This window comes from Phytohabitans maris, from assembly GCF_031085175.1.
GTDB lineage: Bacteria > Actinomycetota > Actinomycetes > Mycobacteriales > Micromonosporaceae > Phytohabitans > Phytohabitans maris.
In genome coordinates this window covers 160,098-176,814 of sequence record NZ_JAVHUY010000018.1, presented here as the reverse complement: position 1 = coordinate 176,814, position 16,717 = coordinate 160,098, and the positions used below count along the sequence as shown (strand labels likewise).

Below are 16,717 nucleotides of genomic sequence, written 5' to 3'. Positions count from 1 at the left end.
GTCGGCGGGGTCGCCTTCGCAGTCGACCACGACGATCTGACCCGGCTTGAGCTCGTTGAACAGGATCCGCTCGGACAGGTTGTCCTCGATATCCCGCTGGATCGTACGACGCAACGGCCGCGCACCCAACACCGGATCGAACCCCTTCACCGCCAGATACCGCTTGGCACTGTCGGTCAACTCCATCGACATGTCCTTGTTCCGCAACTGCGTCTCGATCCGAGCGATCATGATATCCACGATCTCCAAGATCTCCGCCTGCTGCAACTGATGGAACACGATCGTGTCATCGATCCGGTTCAAGAACTCCGGCCGGAAATGCTGCTTCAACTCATCGTTGACCTTCTGCTTCATCCGCTCGTAGTTCGACTCCGAGTCCTCCGACGCCTGGAACCCCAAACTGACCGCCTTGGCTACATCCCGAGTACCCAAGTTCGTCGTCAAGATGATCACCGTGTTCTTGAAGTCGACGATCCGCCCCTGACCATCCGTCAACCGCCCATCCTCCAAGATCTGAAGCAGGGTGTTGAACACATCCGGGTGCGCCTTCTCGATCTCGTCGAACAACACCACCGAGAACGGCCGCCGCCGCACCTTCTCGGTCAACTGACCACCCTCGTCATAGCCGACATACCCGGGCGGGGCACCAACCAGACGCGACACCGTGTACCGATCGTGGAACTCCGACATGTCCAACTGGATCAACGCATCCTCGCTGCCGAACAAGAACTCCGCCAGAGCCTTGGACAACTCGGTCTTACCCACCCCCGACGGACCAGCGAAGATGAACGAACCCGACGGCCGCTTCGGATCCTTCAACCCAGCCCGTGTACGCCGGATCGCCTTCGACACCGCCTTGACCGCATCCTCCTGGCCGACGACCCGCTTGTGCAGCTCGTCCTCCATCCGCAACAGCCGGGACGTCTCCTCCTCGGTCAACTTGTACACCGGGATACCCGTCCAGTTCGCCAGCACCTCGGCGATCTGCTCGTCGTCGACCTCGCTGACGACGTCGAGGTCGCCGGCCTTCCACTCCTTTTCCCGCTGCGCTTTCTGGCCCAGCAGCTGCTTTTCCTTGTCGCGCAGCTGGGCGGCGCGTTCGAAGTCCTGCGCGTCGATCGCGGACTCCTTGTCGCGGCGCACCTGGGCGATCCGCTCGTCGAAGTCGCGCAGGTCTGGTGGTGCGGTCATCCGCCGGATCCGCATCCGCGCACCGGCCTCGTCGATCAGGTCGATCGCCTTGTCCGGCAGGTACCGGTCGGAGATGTACCGGTCGGCCAGGGTAGCGGCGGCCACGAGCGCGGCATCGGTGATCGAGACCCGGTGGTGGGCCTCGTAGCGATCACGCAACCCCTTGAGGATCTCGATGGTGTGGGCCAGCGAGGGCTCACCCACCTGGATCGGCTGGAACCGCCGCTCGAGCGCGGCGTCCTTTTCCAGGTGCTTGCGGTACTCATCCAGCGTGGTCGCGCCGATGGTCTGCAGCTCACCGCGGGCCAGCATCGGCTTGAGGATGCTCGCGGCGTCGATCGCGCCTTCGGCGGCGCCGGCGCCGACCAGGGTGTGGATCTCGTCGATGAAGAGGATGATGTCGCCGCGGGTGCGGATCTCCTTGAGCACCTTCTTCAGCCGCTCTTCGAAGTCACCCCGGTAGCGGGAGCCCGCGACCAGCGCACCCAGGTCGAGGGTGTAGAGCTGCTTGTCCTTCAGCGTCTCCGGGACCTCGCCCTTGACGATCCGCTGGGACAGCCCTTCCACCACGGCGGTCTTGCCCACGCCGGGCTCGCCGATCAGGACCGGGTTGTTCTTGGTGCGGCGGGACAGCACCTGCATCACCCGCTCGATTTCCTTCTCCCGCCCGATGACCGGGTCGAGCTTGCCCTCGCGGGCGGCCTGGGTCAGGTTACGGCCGAACTGGTCCAACACCAGCGACGTCGACGGCGCTGCTTCGCCGGCGGCGGCGCCGGCCGCGGCCGGCTCCTTGCCCTGGTAGCCGGAGAGCAGCTGGATCACCTGCTGCCGCACCCGGTTGAGGTCGGCACCGAGCTTGACAAGCACCTGCGCGGCCACGCCCTCACCCTCACGGATCAGGCCGAGCAGGATGTGCTCCGTGCCGATGTAGTTGTGACCAAGCTGCAACGCCTCACGCAGCGAGAGCTCCAAGACCTTCTTAGCCCGCGGCGTGAACGGGATGTGCCCGCTCGGCGCCTGCTGCCCTTGGCCGATGATCTCCTCCACCTGCTGGCGCACGCCCTCCAAGGAGATACCCAGGCTCTCCAAAGCCTTGGCGGCGACGCCCTCGCCCTCATGAATGAGACCGAGCAGGATGTGCTCCGTGCCGATGTAGTTGTGGTTGAGCATCCGGGCTTCTTCCTGAGCCAGGACGACAACCCGTCGCGCTCGGTCGGTGAACCGCTCGAACATGCCCTCGTGCTCCTCACGTGCCGTGCGCCATGATCTTGGCGGGGCCAGCGCCGGGGACACCCCGTCGGGGCGTCCGTGTCAATACTCTATCGCCGCGGACCGACTGTGCTTGTGCCCTGCGTGCCGGACTGACCTACGTCCGCGACCTTTTCCCCAACTGTGCGCGCTGGAGCGCTGTTCCCCCGCCCCTGAGCGCTACGCGGAGAGCGAAATCCACAGGTCGCCGCGCGGCCATCCACAGCCTGTGGACAACGTCGTCCACCTGAGCGAGCCCGCCGGCGAACCATCAAGCTCAGCGATGACACCCGGCGCTCGCCCCACACCACCGGTCGGCTGTCGCTCTGGACAACGCGGCGGGGGTTTGCGGGTCACGGGCACTTGGCCCCCTCGACCCACACCGGTGTGGCAACGCCGGCCGCCTCCAGCGCATTCCGCCCAGCCTCCTCGGCGAGGAGACCCCAAAATGCGCGGGCGGGCCCGCAGCGCGCACTGCGCCGCGGGCCCGTTGCCGGGTCCGGTCACGACGGCGAGGGCTCAGCGGCCCGCCTTCGCGTGGTACTCGTCGACGATCTCCTGGGGGATCCGGCCTCGGTCGGAGATCTCCTTGCCTTCCTTCTTCGCCCAGGCGCGGATCGCCTTGTTTTGCTCGCGGTCCGCCGCCGCTCCACCACGTCCACGAGCGGCGCGGCCACCGACCACCACACCGCCGCGCCCGATCTTTGAACCGGCCGCCGCGTATGGGGCGATAGCCTCCCGCAATTTGTCAGCGTTCTTCTTGGACAGGTCGATCTCGTACTGAACGCCGTCGAGCGAGAACTTGACGGTCTCGTCCGCGTCGCCGCCGTCGAGGTCGTCGACCAACTTGTGAATGATCTGCTTGGCCACGGGCCGCTATCCTTCCGAGCAGGGTTCCTCCCGCAAACAAGAGAACAATAGCTTGGGAGATGCTCCACCCGTCAATAGGATCGAAGAAAACTACTCGGGCCGGACCAGCGGGTACAGGATGGTTTCCCGAATACCGAGGCCGGTGAGCGCCATCAGCAGCCTGTCGATTCCCATTCCCATCCCGCCGGAGGGAGGCATGCCGTATTCCATGGCGCGGAGGAAGTCTTCGTCCAAGCGCATCGCCTCGTCGTCACCCTTCGCCGCCAACTGCGCCTGGCGGATCAACCGTTCCCGCTGCTCAACGGGATCGACCAGCTCCGAGTAGGCGGTGGCCAGCTCGACGCCGAAGGCGTACAGGTCCCACTTCTCGGCGAGACCGGGCTGGTCACGGTGGGCGCGGGTCAGCGGCGACGTCTCCTCCGGGTAGTCCCGCACGAACGTCGGGAGCACGAGGTTTGGTACGACGAGCTCCTCGAAGAGTTCCTCGGCGAGTTTGCCCGGTCCCCACTTGGGCGACACGGGCAGATTGTGCTTCTCTGCGTACTGAACGAGCCGCGCCATGTCCGTACTGACCGTTACCTCCTCGCCAAGCGCCTCGGAAAGGCTCCCGTAGAGGGTCACGGAGCGCCACTGACCACCGAGGTCGTACTCCTCGCCGTCGGCATGCCTAACAACATGGGACCCAAAGGTCGCACGCGCGGCTTCCTGTACCAACTCGCGGGTCAGCGTGGCCATCGTGTTGTAGTCGGCGTACGCCTGGTACACCTCCAGCATCGCGAACTCGGGAGAGTGGGATGAGTCAACTCCCTCATTCCGGAAGTTGCGGTTGATCTCGAAGACTCGTTCGATCCCACCAACCACACAGCGCTTCAGGAATAGCTCTGGTGCGATTCGCAGATACAGATCGGTATCCAACGCATTGCTGTGAGTCACGAATGGCCGGGCCGCCGCGCCGCCGTGGAGCAACTGCAGCATCGGCGTCTCGACCTCGAGGAAGTCACGCGAGTGAAGGGAGTCGCGCAGGCTGCGGACCACTCCGGCCCGGGTGCGGACCGTCTCGCGCGCCTGCGGCCGCACGATCAAATCGACGTACCGCTGCCGTACGCGCGCTTCCTCACTCAGCGGCCGGTGTGCCACCGGGAGCGGGCGGAGGGCCTTGGCGGTCATCGACCACGAGTCGGCGAGCACGGAGAGTTCCCCCCGGCGGCTCGTGATCACCTCTCCCGTGACGCCCACGTGATCACCGAGATCGACAAGGCGCTTCCAATCCTCGAGCCGCTCGGCGCCGATCCGGTCGAGCGAGAGCATCGCCTGAAGCTCGGTGCCGTCGCCGTCCCGAAGGGTGGCGAAGCAGAGCTTGCCGCTGTTGCGGATGAAGATGACCCGGCCGGTCACGGAGACGATGTCGCCGGTGGCGGTGTCGGTGGCCAGCTCGGCGTACCGCTCGCGGATCTCGGCGAGGGTGGCGGTGCGCGGGTAGCTCAACGGGTACGGCTCCACGCCGTCGGCGAGCATGCGGTCCCGCTTCGACCGGCGCACCCGCATCTGCTCGGGAAGGTCCTCAGCGGGGTCAGCGGCGGCAGGAGTCGACTCAGTCACGGCACAGCTTTCTCAATTAAGAAGACGGATTCGCCACGAGGGTACTCGTAACCTGCCTGCGAGTACCGTCGATAACCGATGGCTGATCAGACCCAGGCCCTCTCCTTCGGGGCCGCCGCCGCGGAGTACGACCGGTTTCGGCCCAGCTATCCCGTCGAGGCGGTGCGGTGGGCGGTCGGCACACCGCCGCCGGCCGAGGTCGTCGACCTGGGCGCCGGCACGGGCAAGCTGACCCGGGTGCTCCTTTCGGCCGGTTACCAGGTCACGCCGGTCGAGCCGGATGCGGGCATGCGCGACCAGCTCGCGGCCTCGACCGGGGGCGTGACCGCGCTGGCGGGCTTCGCCGAGGCCGTACCGCTGCCGGACGGGGCCGCCGAGGCGGTCGTCGCCGGGCAGGCGTACCACTGGTTCGACCGGGAGCGCGCCCACCCGGAGATCGCCCGGCTGCTGCGTGACGGCGGCCACTTCGGCGCGATCTGGAACCATCGCGACGACCGCGAGCCGTGGGTCGCCGAGCTTTCCCGCATCACGCACGACGTCGCGGAAAACCGGGGGCACTTCGACCCCGAGCCGACCGTGTCGCTGGAGCTGGGCGACTCGTTCGGGCCGGTCGAGCGCAAGGAGTTCACCCATCGCGAGCCGCGGACGCCGGAGAGCCTCGTGGCGATGATCTCGACCCGGTCGTACTTCCTCACCGCCAGCGCGGAGAAGCGGGCGGAGATCGTGGCGGGGGTGCGCGAGCTCACCGCCACCCACCCCGACCTGGCCGGGCGGGAGAGCTTCGACGTGCCGTACCGCGTGATCGTCTTTAGGTCTCAGGTGTTGCGCTCGTAGACCATCCGCAGGCCGATGAGGGTGATCATCGGCTCGTGGTGGGTGATCGTGCGGCACTCCTCGATCACGACCGGCGCCAGTCCACCGGTGGCGATCACCGCCCGCAGCGGCCCCAGCTCCTCCGACATCCGCTCCACGATCCGGTCCACCTGCCCGGCGAAGCCGAAGTACATGCCGGACTGGAGGCACTCGACCGTGTTCTTACCGATCACCGAGCGGGGCCTGGTCGGCTCGACCTTGCGGAGCTGGGCGGCACGGGCGGCGAGCGCGTCGAAGGAGATCTCGATGCCGGGCGCGAAGGCCCCGCCGAGAAACTCGCCCCGCGCGCTGATCACGTCGAAGTTGGTGGTCGTGCCGAAGTCGACCACGATCGATGGCCCGCCGTAGATCGTGTACGCCGCGAGGGTGTTGACCACCCGGTCGGAGCCGACCTCCTTGGGGTTGTCGATCGCGAGCTGCACGCCGGTCTTGACGCCCGGCTCGACGATCACGCTCGGCGTGTCGCCGTAGTAGCGGCTCAGCATCGTACGGAGTGAGCGGAGCGCCGCCGGCACGGTCGAGCAGGCCGCGACACCGGTGATCTCCACGGCGTCGCCGGCGAGCAGGCCGCGCAGCTTGAGGCCCAGCTCGTCGGCGGTGGAGCGGGCATCGGTCTTGATCCGCCAGGAGTGGACCAGCTTGTCTCCGTCGAAGGTGGCGAGCACCGTGTTGGTGTTACCGATGTCTATGCAGAGCAGCACGCGCTACCTCTTACCGGCGCAGGTCCAGGGCGATATCCAAGATAGGCGAGGAATGGGTGAGTGCCCCCACCGAGAGGTAGTCGACGCCGGTCGCCGCGTACTCCGCCGCGACCTCCAGGGTGAGCCCGCCGGTGGCCTCCAGCTCGGCCCGGTCGCCGACCGCCAGGACCACCTCGCGCAGCAGGTCGGGGGTCATGTTGTCGCAGAGCAGGAAGGTGGCGCCCGCCTCGACCGACTCCACCGCCTCCGCGACGGTGGTCACCTCGACCTGCACCGGCACCTCGGGGAAGCGCTCGCGCACCCGCCGGTACGCGGCGGTCAGCCCGCCCGCGGCCAGCTTGTGGTTGTCTTTGATCATGGCGACGTCGTAGAGGCCCATCCGCTTGTTCGTGCCGCCGCCGGCCCGCACCGCGTACTTCTCCAGCGCCCGCAGCCCGGGCGTGGTCTTGCGGGTGTCGAGCACGGTCGCCTTGCTGCCGGCCAGCTCGTCGGCCCAGGCCCGGGTGTGTGTCGCCACCCCGGACATGCGGCAGAGCAGGTTGAGCGCGGTGCGCTCGGCGGTGAGCAGAGACCGGGACGGGCCGGTGACCGTGGCGAGCACCGCGCCGCGCGCCACCCGCTCTCCGTCGAGGGTCTTGCTTTCCCATCGGGTACGGGCGTCCGTCTCCTCGAACACCGCGGCGGCGACCGCCAAGCCGGCGACCACGCCGTCCGCGCGGGCCACCACGTCGGCCGTGTCCACCTGGTCCTCGGGGATGGTGGCGGCACTCGTCACGTCGAGGCGGGCGGGGCCGAGGTCCTCGTCGAGCGCGGTGCGTACGACGCGCGCCACCTCGGCGGGGTCCAGCCCGGCCACCCGCAGGGCCGCCACGGTGGGTCCGTTCACAGCTTCTCCCAGCTCTCCACCACGTCGCCGTCCGGGCCGATCGCCCCGAGCAGGTGGCCCAGCCACTCGTCGCTGGCCGCCGGGAAGTCCTCGCGCCAGTGGCAGCCGCGCGTCTCCTGCCGGTCGTAGGCGGCCGCCACCAGCGCGGACGCCACCGTGAGCAGGTTGGTCGCCTCCCACGAGGCGGTACGCGGGGCGCCCCGGGTGCCGCCGAGCCGGGTCAGCTCCTTCGCGGCCGTGGCGAGCGAGTCGGCCGAGCGCAGCACGCCGGCGCCGCGGGTCATCGCCTCCTGCAGCGCGGCCCGGGCCTCCTCGCCGACCACCCAGCCGGGCGCGCTCTCCACCGGCGCCGGCTCGGCCTGGGGCGGCAGGTCGTGGGCCACGTCCTCGGCGATCCGGCGGGCGAACACCAGCCCCTCCAGCAGCGAGTTGCTGGCCAGCCGGTTGGCGCCGTGCACACCGGTGCAGGCCACCTCGCCGCACGCGTACAGGCCGGGGATCGAGCTGCGGCCGCGCAGGTCGGTGCGGACACCGCCGGAGGCGTAGTGCGCGGCCGGCGCGACCGGGATGAGGTCGGTGGTCGGGTCGATGCCGGCGGCCAGGCAGGCGGCGGTGATCGTCGGGAAGCGGTGCGGCACGTCGGGCAGGTGGCGGGCGTCGAGGTACACGTGGTCGGCGCCGGTGGCGAGCATCACCCGGTGGATGGCCTTGGCGACCACGTCGCGCGGGGCGAGCTCGGCCAGTTCGTGCTGCCCGGCCATGAAACGCCGGCCGTCGCCGTCGACGAGGTACGCCCCCTCACCGCGCAGCGCCTCGGAGATCAGCGGGCGCTGGGTCTCGTGTACGTCACCACCCACGAACGAGGTCGGGTGGAACTGTACGAACTCGACGTCGGTGACCACCGCGCCGGCCCGCAGCGCGAGCGCCACGCCGTCGCCGGTGGAGACCGAGGGGTTGGTGGTGGCCGAGTAGATCTGCCCCATCCCGCCGGTGGCGAGCACGACGGCCCGGCTCAGGATCGCGCCGACCCCGTCTTCGCTCCCCTCGCCGAGCACGTGCAGCGTGATGCCGCAGGCCCGGCCGTCCGCCGCGCGGAGCAGGTCGAGCACCAGCGCGTGCTCGACCAGGCGGATCCAGGGGTCGCGGCCGACCGCGGCGTGCAGGGCCCGCTGCACCTCGGCGCCGGTCGCGTCGCCGCCCGCGTGCACGATGCGGTTGGCCCGGTGGCCGCCCTCGCGGGTGAGCATCAGCGAGCCGTCCGGGTTGCGGTCGAACTCCGCGCCGAGGCGGATCAGCTCGCGGACCCGCAGCGGCCCCTCTTCGACGAGTACGCCGACCGCGGCCGGGTCGCAGAGGCCGACGCCAGCGACGAGCGTGTCGGCGGCGTGCGCGGCGGGGGTGTCCAGCGGGTCGAGCACGGCGGCGATACCGCCCTGGGCCCAGCGGGTGGAGCCGTCATCGATGTTGACCTTGGTGACGACGGTGACGTGGAGCCCGGCCTCGCGCAGGTGCAGGGCCGCGGTCAACCCCGCGATCCCCGAGCCGACCACCACGACGTCGGTCGTCTCGTACCAGCCCGGCTCCGGCGCACCGAGCCGCCGCGGCAGCACAGGCAGTGCGACATCCATCCGAACAGTCAACCACCGCATACCCGAACGCGGCTCGGAGTGTGACCAGGGTGGCTCTACCTCGCGTACCGGCTCTACCTCGCGTACTGGATGGGGAGGCCGTTGGGGCCGGCGCCCTTCAGCGAGCGGTTGACCTTGCGCTCGCTCAGCCAGAGGTAGCAGCGGACGCCGCGGTTGCCGTTCGTCCAGTCATCGTCGTTGGCCGGCAGCGAGACGACGCCGGTGCGGTACTTGAGGTTGCCGTCGTTGGGCACGCCCGCGAACTTCGCGATGACCTTCCGGCACTCGTTGTGCATCTTGTCCCAGTCGGCGCTCTTGCTCGGGTAGCTCCCGTCGGGCGCGCTGTAGACGCCGGCGAACTCGCTGTTGTGGTCCTTGGTGCACGCGGTCGCCGGCATCGTGTCGATGCTGCTGTCGCGGGCCAGCGTGACCTGGAAGCAGCCGAGCGACAGGGGTGAAGCCGACTTGAGCGCGCCCTTGACGCTGCCGCTGCGGCTGGTGGTGTAGCCGCTGTCCTCGGCGTTGGTCACCTCGGTGACGTCGCACCGAAACCACCGCGAGCCGCCGGCCCACGCCTGCGGCGACGGCAACACCACACCCATCCACAGCCGGGCGGTACGCCAGTCTGCGCCCAGGTACTCCTTCGTCTTGGCGTCGCACTCGGCGAAGGCGGTGCGGATCTCCGGTGAACCCTTGGCCGGCGGCGCGGAGGCGCTGGCGGCGGCCCCGGTGAACTGGCCGACGTAGACCGTCTCCAGCCGGTGCGGGCTCGCGCAGTCGACCGGGTTGAATGAGGAGAGGTACGCCACCTCGGCGAAGTCACCGCTGTGGCAGACCTCGGCCGGCGGCACGAACGGCTTGGGCTCGGGCACCGCCGCCCAGTCGTCGGTCAGGTCGCCGTCGACACCCGCGGGATTGCTGCACGCGGAGAGCAGGAGAGCGGTCGCGCCGCCCAACGCGATCGCGGCGATCCAGCGGCGCATCGTGCGTCCTCCCCAAGGGCACAGCTGTCCGGACGGCCGAGCATACGTCACCCCCGGCCACCGCCGACTTCCCCCGATACGACCAGCGAGTGACGTTCCTCAACGTTACGTCGCCGGCGCGACCTCGACAGCGGCGTTGTCGATGAGCCGGGTGCTGCCCACCCAGGCGGCGACCAGGAGCCGGCCGGGGCCCCGCGCCGGGGCCGGTCCGAGATCGGGATCGGTGAGCACCAGGTAGTCGAGCTTGGCCAGGCCCGCGCCGCCGGCGGTACCCGAGTCGAAGCTGGCGCGGGCGGCGGCCTCGGCATCGCGTCCCTGGGCGGCGGCCTCGACACCGGCCCGGAGCGCGGCCGAGAGGGTCAGCGCGGCCTGGCGCTCGGCGGGCGCCAGGTACCGGTTGCGGCTGGACAGGGCGAGGCCGTCCGGCTCGCGCACGGTCGGTACGCCGACGATCTCTACCGGCACGTCGAGGTCGCGCACCATCCGCCGGACGAGCGTGAGCTGCTGGTAGTCCTTTTCGCCGAAGAACGCCAGGTCAGGGCGGGTGACCTGGAGGAGCTTGAGCACCACGGTCAGCACCCCGTGGAAGAACCCAGGCCGGCTCGCCCCCTCCAGCCGCTCGCCCAGCGGGCCCGGGTTGACCCGGACCATCGGCTCGCCGGAGGGGTACATCTCGGCGCGGTCAGGGGCGAAGACCAGGTCGACGCCGGCCTCCGCGCAGATGGCGAGGTCCGCGTCGAGGGTCCGGGGGTACCGGTCGAAGTCCTCGTTCGGCCCGAACTGGAGCGGGTTGACGAAGACGGTGGTGATCACGTGGTCGGCCCGCTCGCGGGCGGCCCGCAGGAGCGCCCGGTGCCCGTCGTGGAGCGCCCCCATGGTCATCACGGCCGCCACCGAGCCGCCCATCGCACCCCGGGCCGCGCCCAGCTCGTCCCGAGTGTGCACGAGCGCTGTTTCGAGGTGCATCAAGCTTGTACCTCCTGGCGCGGAGTGGCGAGCACGTCGAGGAGGCGCTCGGCGTCGGCTGGGCGCAGGCGGCCGGCGGCGATCGCCCGGTCGGCGGTGCGGCGGGCCATCGCGACGTACGCCGGCACGGAGTCGGGTGCGACCGCCGTGAGCCGCTCAAGGTGCCGCGCGACCGTACCGGCGTCGCCCCGGGAGACCGGGCCGGTGAGCGCGGCGTCGCCGTACCGCAGGGCGTTGTCGAGGGCGGCTCGCAGCAGCGGTCCGAGGAGGCTCTCCGGGTGTACGACACCGGCGTCGCGCAGCCGGTCGGCCGCCTCGTTGACGAGCGTGACGAGGTGGTTCGCCCCCTGCGCGAGGGCCGCGTGGTAGAGCGGCCGGTCGGCCTCGGCGACCCACTCCGGGGTACCGCCCAGGTCGGCGACCAGGCGGGTGGCGAACGGGCGGAGATCGGGCGGCGCGGTCACCCCGAACGCGGTCCCGGGCAGCCGGGACAGGTCGTCACCGGTGCCGGCGAACGTCATCGCGGGGTGCAGTGCGAGCGGCCGGGCGCCCTGCGCGGCGGCCGGCTCCAGCACGGCGAGCCCGCGCGCGCCCGAGGTGTGCGCCACCACCTGCCCGGGGTGAAACCTCAGGCGGGCCACCAGCGGGCCGATCGCGTCGTCCGGTACCGCGATGAGCAGCAGGTCCGTGGCCGCGCGGGCGACCTCGTCAGGTGCCAACCGGGCGGCTTCCGGGAGGAGGCGGGCGATCCGCGCGGCCGACGCCGGCGACGAGCCCGAGGCGGCGACCACCGTGTGACCCGCGCGGGACAGGGCCGCGCCCAGCACCGCGCCGACGCGCCCGGCCCCGATGACACCGACGATCATGGCGTTGATCCAGTCCTCGTGAGGTTAGGTACCGGTCAACGTCAGTATGCGTCCGCGTTAACTGCTGCTCACAGCGTGTGTGAAGGTTTTCACGAGCGCCTCGGACTGGGCGCGGGACCGTAGGGTGGTGGATCGTGCCGGCGGCTGAACCGCACGTGAATTGGCGGGAGGCGATGGAGGACGCCCTCTACGGCCAGGGCGGCTTCTTCGTCACCGGCGCACCGGCCGCACACTTCCGTACCAGCGTGCACGCCTCGCCGCTCTTCGCCTCGGCGATCCTCCGCCTGCTGTGCCACGTGGACGACGCGCTGGGCCGCCCGGAGCGGCTGGACGTGGTCGACGTGGGCGCGGGCCGGGGCGAGCTGCTGGCCACGCTGCTGCACGCCGCGCCACCGGAGCTGGCCGGGCGGCTCGCGCTGACCGGCGTCGAGCGGGCACCCCGGCCCCCCTCGCTCCCCACGCCCGTGACCTGGGCATCCACGCCGCCCACGGGGGTCACCGGCCTGCTGCTGGCCACCGAGTGGCTCGACAACGTGCCGCTGGACGTGGTGGAGGGCGGCCGGTACGTAGCGGTCGACCGGTCCGGCGCGGAGTCTCCCGGCGCACCCGCCTGCGCGGCCGACCTCGAATGGCTCACCCGCTGGTGGCCGGGGGCGCCGCGCGCCGAGGTGGGTGCGGCGCGGGACCGGGCGTGGGCCGGGGCGGTGGCGACGGTCGAGCGCGGGCTGGCGCTGGCGGTCGACTACGGCCACCTGCGCGGGGAGCGGCCGCTGGGCGGGACGCTGACCGGGTACCGGGCCGGACGGCAGGTGCCACCCGTGCCGGACGGGACCTGTGACATCACCGCGCACGTGGCGATGGATTCGGTGGCCGAGGCGGCCGGCAAGCCGTACACCCTCGTCTCCCAGCGGGAGGCCCTGCATGCGCTCGGTGTCGACGGCGCCCGGCCACCCCTGGCCCGGGCTTCGACGGACCCGGCGGGCTACGTGCGGGCGCTGGCCGCGGCGTCGGCGGCGGCCGAGCTGACCGACCGCGCCGGGCTCGGCGGCCACTGGTGGCTGATCCACCCGATCGGCGTCGACCCGCCACCGCTCGGGAACGTGGGACGATGACCCGCATGACCGACTTGCGCGAGGTCACCGTTGGCACCGGGAGCGGGCTGGACACCGCCGACATGGTGCTCAACATCGGGCCGCAGCATCCGTCGACCCACGGCGTATTGCGGTTGAGGCTCGTGCTCGACGGCGAGCGGGTGGTCTCCTGCGAGCCGATCGTCGGCTACATGCACCGGGGCGCGGAAAAGCTCTTCGAGGTGCGCGACTACCGCCAGATCATCGTGCTGGCCAACCGGCACGACTGGCTCTCCGCGTTCGCCAACGAACTCGGAGTGGTGCTGGCCGTCGAGCGGCTGATGGGGCTCGAGGTGCCGGAGCGGGCGGTCTGGCTGCGCACCGCGCTGGCCGAGCTCAACCGGGTGCTCAACCACCTCATGTTCCTCGGCTCCTACCCGCTGGAGATCGGCGCGATCACGCCGGTCTTCTACTCGTTCCGCGAGCGGGAGACGCTGCAGGCGGTCATGGAGGAGGTCTCCGGCGGCCGGATGCACTACATGTTCAACCGGGTCGGCGGCCTGAAGGAAGAGGTGCCGGCCGGCTGGACGCGCCGGGCCCGGGAGGCGATCGGGCAGGTGCGGCGGCGGCTGCCGGACCTCGACAACCTGATCCGCCGCAACGAGATCTTCCTGGCCCGCACGGTGGGGGTGGGCGTGCTGCCGGCCGCCGACGCCGCCGCCTACGGGGCGTCCGGCCCGGTGGCGCGGGCGTCCGGGCTCGACTTCGACCTGCGGCGGGACGAGCCCTACCTGGCCTACGGCGAGCTGGACGTACCGGTGGTGACCCGTACGACGGGCGACTGCCACGCGCGGTTCGAGGTGCTGCTCGACCAGGTCTACGTCTCGCTGGACCTCGCCGAGCGCTGCCTGGAACGGGTCGACACGGTCACCGGTCCGGTCAACGTGCGGCTGCCCAAGGTGGTCAAGGCGCCGGAGGGGCACACGTACGCGTGGACCGAAAACCCGCTCGGCGTCAACGGGTACTACCTGGTGTCGCGCGGGGAGAAGACGCCGTGGCGGATGAAGCTGCGCACCGCCTCGTACGCGAACGTGCAGGCGCTCAGCACGCTCATCCCGGGGTGCCTGGTGCCTGATCTGATCGCGATCCTGGGCTCGATGTTCTTCGTGGTCGGCGACATCGACAAGTAGCCCGGGGCCGGGTCAGCGGTACGAGTCGTCCTCGTCGCGGTACCGCCGGCGGCGGCCAGCGGGCTCGCGCTCCGGCGTGCTCCACTGCTGGCCCCACGAGGTGGTCGGCTCGATCCCGCCGGCCGGCAGCGCGCCGGCCGAGCCGCGCCGCTCCCAGCGGTCCTGCGACCACGAGCTCTCCTGCCCGCCGGTGTCCTGGTAGCCACCACCCCACGCGGGCTCGGCGCGGTGGTCGTCGCGGCGGGGCTCCTCGCGGCGCACCGAGGCCCAGCGGTCCTCGATCCGCATCTCGCTGCCCATGTCGTCCTGGTGCATCGCGGCCCGCCGCTCGCCCATGTGCACCTCGCGGCCGCGGTCGTCGCTGCGCATCGCGGCCCACCGGTCGCCGGCGCGCACGCCCGTCCAGCGGCCGTCGTCGCCGTCGCCGGTGTCACCCCGCTCGTACGGCCGGGGGCGGCGAGCGTCACCGCCACCGCGCAGCCGCTGGTCGGTCCAGGACTCCTCCTCCGGCTCGGCGGCGCGCCGGCCCCGGGGTGGCGACGGGGGTGCGGAGGCGGGCCAGTCGCCGTACGACGCCGAGGAGCCGTAGCCGTTCGCGCCGTACGAGCCGCCGCCGTAGCCCTTTCCACCCGCGTCCGAGTCGTCGCCCTGGTCGACGATCGTCTGCCGGGTCGTGACCTGCACGGTCTCGGTGTGCCGTACGACACCGGGCACCCGGGCCCGGCCACCGGCGTGACCCGACGCGGGCGGCTGCGGCGGCATCGGGATCGAGGCGTGCCCGGCGGCGGCCGGCGCCTCCTGCTGCGGGTACCCCACCCGGGCGAACCCCACCTGCGGCGGTGGCTCGGCGGCGCCCCGCGCGGGCGGCGGTGGCGGCGCTGCCTGTCCCCGAGCGGCGTCCAGCTGCATCTGGACGCGGAGCGCCTGCACGGTCTCGTGGAGCGCCTGGAGCTTTTCCCCGAAAGCGCGGTGGGTCGCCCGCGCGGCGGTAGCGATGTCGTTGCGGACGTCGCCGCGCAGCGTGTCGATCTCTTCGAGGAGCGTTTCCTCCAGGTCGTAGCGCATGCTCTCGGTATCGCGCCGCAGGGTTATCGACACCCCGATGAGCACGATGGCGAACACGGCGAGGACGGCGGCCACCCGGAGCACTCCGGAACTCTGGCCCACCAGCAGCAACAACGCCGCCAGCGGTGCCAGCCCCACCCCGACCCAGAACACCACCGTGAGCAGCTGCCGCCCCGGCCGCTCGGATGGCGGTGCGGAGGCCGGCATGGCTGTGGAGCCTACCGATACTTCCGGGTAATCGGAACGGCCAGAGTCGGAATCCGGGGCCGGGCTCTCCACGGACGGAACGGTCACATGAGCACAACGAGGAACTGGGGCTAATCACCCCGAGTCAGTCTGAAACTCCACGATTCGTACCACTATCGAGGGTCCAGACGGCGGAACGGCGCGGGATCAAGTTCCCGCGCCGTTCCGGTAAACGCCTCTGGATCAGCCCGCGGCCAGCGCGCCGTCCGACGAGAACACCAGGCCGACGCTGATCGTGCCGGTGGTGAGCGCCGTCTTGGTCTGCGGTCCACCCGCGTCGAGCGAGCTGAACGAACCGGCCTTGAAGCTGTAGACCTCCTCCAGGCCCTTCTGGCACTTCGGCCGCTGCGGGCACTCCGGCGGCCCGCCCAGCACCGTCGCCGTACCGGAGCACTTCGTGGCGAGGTCGGAGAGCGTCGTCAGACCATTCTTGTCGGCGAACTCCTTGGTGACCGCGAACGCGTTTTGGTCCTGGGCCGCCGACGGGGTGCCGAAGGTGAGGCCGACCTTGTCGCCGGCCGCCTTGAGGCCCGCCATCGTCTTGTCCAGGTCGGGCGAGGAGATCGGCGCCGCGTTCGCGCCGTTGACCTTGCCGTTCAGGAAGTCGGCGAGCGTCGCCGCGTACTCCGGAACGACCTGGATCTCACCCTTTTCCAGGGCCGGCTCGTAGAGCTCGCGGTTGCCGATCTGCTGCACCTTGGGCTGGTAGCCCGCCGCCGTCAGCGCGATGCTGTAGAGCTCGGCAAGCGTCTGGTTCTCCGGGAAGTTGGCCGCGCCGATGGTGATCGGCCCGCCCTGGCCCTTGGTGATCCCGGTGGTGAGCGAATTGGCCGCGGCGAACTCCTCGGCCGCCACCTTGGAGGTCTTGCGGTCGACGTCGACGGCCTTGTTGAGCGCGATCAGCTTGGTGGTGTCGAGGGCCGCCGACACCTTGTCGAGCGCGGCCACCAGCTCCGGCTTGGATGCCTTGGCATTGATGGCCGGCACGACGTTGTCAGTATTTTGCAGCTTCTTGTCGTCTTCGAGGACCACGAGCTGGCTGCCCGCCGCCGGCGCGCAACCGGCACCCGCGCCAGCGCCGCCGGTGGCCGGCGCCTGGGTGCCCGATGATCCTTCATCCCCGCATCCGGCGAGGATCATGCCTCCGGCGAGGGCGCTCACCGCGCCCAACACCAGACGTGAACGTGCGCGCAAGATTCTGCCCGCCTTCCGTGTCCCGGCGCGACCCTCTGCGGGCCGGCCGCGTGTCTGGCGGACGACGGTCTGGTGCCGCCCGCGAATTCAGCCAACATGCTGACAGGCGGGACCGACAACAAACCGCGGCTGTTGTCACCG

General features: G+C 70.7%; 13 protein-coding genes and 1 pseudogene. 3 read left to right on the top strand and 11 right to left on the bottom strand.

Features of this window, described 5'->3' with window-relative positions; all coding sequences use genetic code 11:
* From RB614_RS20850 to lysS, 3 genes are all read right to left on the bottom strand, one after another.
* Positions 1–2,424 (bottom strand): ATP-dependent Clp protease ATP-binding subunit (locus tag RB614_RS20850; RefSeq protein ID WP_308714232.1); only part of this gene is annotated, 2,424 nt, incomplete at its 3' end.
* A gap of 534 nt (positions 2,425–2,958) precedes the next feature.
* Positions 2,959–3,309 carry a histone-like nucleoid-structuring protein Lsr2 gene (locus RB614_RS20845; RefSeq protein WP_173057610.1) on the bottom strand — a complete coding sequence of 117 codons (351 nt, stop codon included), beginning with the start codon at positions 3,307–3,309 and terminating at the stop codon, positions 2,959–2,961.
* A gap of 90 nt (positions 3,310–3,399) precedes the next feature.
* Positions 3,400–4,854: a lysine--tRNA ligase gene (gene lysS, locus RB614_RS20840; RefSeq protein WP_308714247.1), complete on the bottom strand. Its 1,455-nt coding sequence runs from the start codon at positions 4,852–4,854 to the stop codon at positions 3,400–3,402.
* Between the two features lie 132 nt (positions 4,855–4,986).
* Here lysS and RB614_RS20835 point away from each other — a divergent pair, with 132 nt between their 5' ends.
* Positions 4,987–5,742, top strand: coding sequence for a class I SAM-dependent methyltransferase (locus tag RB614_RS20835; RefSeq protein ID WP_308714231.1), 756 nt, complete (start codon positions 4,987–4,989; stop codon positions 5,740–5,742).
* Here RB614_RS20835 and RB614_RS20830 read toward each other — a convergent pair.
* From RB614_RS20830 to RB614_RS20805, 6 genes are all read right to left on the bottom strand, one after another.
* Entirely contained in the window at positions 5,724–6,482 is a 759-nt protein-coding gene (locus tag RB614_RS20830; protein WP_308714230.1) for a type III pantothenate kinase, read from the bottom strand. The two genes, RB614_RS20835 and RB614_RS20830, sit on opposite strands and share 19 nt — an antisense overlap.
* Positions 6,483–6,492: 10 nt before the next feature.
* The gene (nadC, locus tag RB614_RS20825) at positions 6,493–7,368 is read right to left on the bottom strand and encodes a carboxylating nicotinate-nucleotide diphosphorylase (protein WP_308714229.1); all 876 of its coding nucleotides are present in this window, start codon (positions 7,366–7,368) and stop codon (positions 6,493–6,495) included.
* A complete protein-coding gene (locus RB614_RS20820) occupies positions 7,365–8,996 on the bottom strand; it encodes an L-aspartate oxidase (RefSeq protein ID WP_308714228.1) in 1,632 nt (543 codons plus the stop codon). Before RB614_RS20820 ends, nadC begins: the two co-directional genes overlap by 4 nt.
* Positions 8,997–9,070: 74 nt before the next feature.
* Positions 9,071–9,979 (bottom strand): septum formation family protein, encoded by a 909-nt coding sequence (locus RB614_RS20815; protein ID WP_308714227.1) that lies wholly within the window; start codon positions 9,977–9,979, stop codon positions 9,071–9,073.
* A gap of 105 nt (positions 9,980–10,084) precedes the next feature.
* Positions 10,085–10,945 carry a pantoate--beta-alanine ligase gene (panC, locus tag RB614_RS20810; protein WP_308714225.1) on the bottom strand — a complete coding sequence of 287 codons (861 nt, stop codon included), beginning with the start codon at positions 10,943–10,945 and terminating at the stop codon, positions 10,085–10,087.
* On the bottom strand, positions 10,945–11,811 hold the full coding sequence (locus RB614_RS20805) for a Rossmann-like and DUF2520 domain-containing protein (RefSeq protein ID WP_308714224.1): 867 nt from the start codon (positions 11,809–11,811) through the stop codon (positions 10,945–10,947). The genes panC and RB614_RS20805 overlap by 1 nt, the downstream gene beginning before the upstream one ends.
* A gap of 173 nt (positions 11,812–11,984) precedes the next feature.
* On the opposite strand from RB614_RS20805, the gene RB614_RS20800 reads away from it, so the two are divergent.
* Together RB614_RS20800 and RB614_RS20795 are read left to right on the top strand one after the other, a co-directional pair.
* Complete coding sequence (locus RB614_RS20800; protein WP_308714246.1) at positions 11,985–12,923, top strand: SAM-dependent methyltransferase; 939 nt, start codon at positions 11,985–11,987, stop codon at positions 12,921–12,923.
* On the top strand, positions 12,920–14,071 hold the full coding sequence (locus RB614_RS20795) for an NADH-quinone oxidoreductase subunit D (RefSeq protein WP_308714223.1): 1,152 nt from the start codon (positions 12,920–12,922) through the stop codon (positions 14,069–14,071). Before RB614_RS20800 ends, RB614_RS20795 begins: the two co-directional genes overlap by 4 nt.
* Before the next feature lie 12 nt (positions 14,072–14,083).
* On the opposite strand, the gene RB614_RS20790 is transcribed toward RB614_RS20795, so the two are convergent.
* Together RB614_RS20790 and RB614_RS20785 are read right to left on the bottom strand one after the other, a co-directional pair.
* Positions 14,084–15,343 carry a hypothetical protein gene (locus RB614_RS20790; RefSeq protein ID WP_308714222.1) on the bottom strand — a complete coding sequence of 420 codons (1,260 nt, stop codon included), beginning with the start codon at positions 15,341–15,343 and terminating at the stop codon, positions 14,084–14,086.
* A gap of 222 nt (positions 15,344–15,565) precedes the next feature.
* Positions 15,566–16,715 (bottom strand): annotated as a pseudogene (locus RB614_RS20785) (glycine betaine ABC transporter substrate-binding protein).
* Positions 16,716–16,717 lie beyond the last annotated feature (2 nt).

Coding starts and splice junctions, on each gene's coding strand:
- lysS (WP_308714247.1), bottom strand. CDS start 4,854: ATGCGGGTGCGCCGGTCGAAGCGGGACCGCATGCTCGCCGACGGCGTG.
- RB614_RS20835 (WP_308714231.1), top strand. CDS start 4,987: ATGGCTGATCAGACCCAGGCCCTCTCCTTCGGGGCCGCCGCCGCGGAG.
- RB614_RS20820 (WP_308714228.1), bottom strand. CDS start 8,996: ATGGATGTCGCACTGCCTGTGCTGCCGCGGCGGCTCGGTGCGCCGGAG.
- RB614_RS20815 (WP_308714227.1), bottom strand. CDS start 9,979: ATGCGCCGCTGGATCGCCGCGATCGCGTTGGGCGGCGCGACCGCTCTC.
- panC (WP_308714225.1), bottom strand. CDS start 10,945: ATGCACCTCGAAACAGCGCTCGTGCACACTCGGGACGAGCTGGGCGCG.
- RB614_RS20805 (WP_308714224.1), bottom strand. CDS start 11,811: ATGATCGTCGGTGTCATCGGGGCCGGGCGCGTCGGCGCGGTGCTGGGC.
- RB614_RS20800 (WP_308714246.1), top strand. CDS start 11,985: ATGGAGGACGCCCTCTACGGCCAGGGCGGCTTCTTCGTCACCGGCGCA.
- RB614_RS20795 (WP_308714223.1), top strand. CDS start 12,920: ATGACCCGCATGACCGACTTGCGCGAGGTCACCGTTGGCACCGGGAGC.
- RB614_RS20790 (WP_308714222.1), bottom strand. CDS start 15,343: ATGCCGGCCTCCGCACCGCCATCCGAGCGGCCGGGGCGGCAGCTGCTC.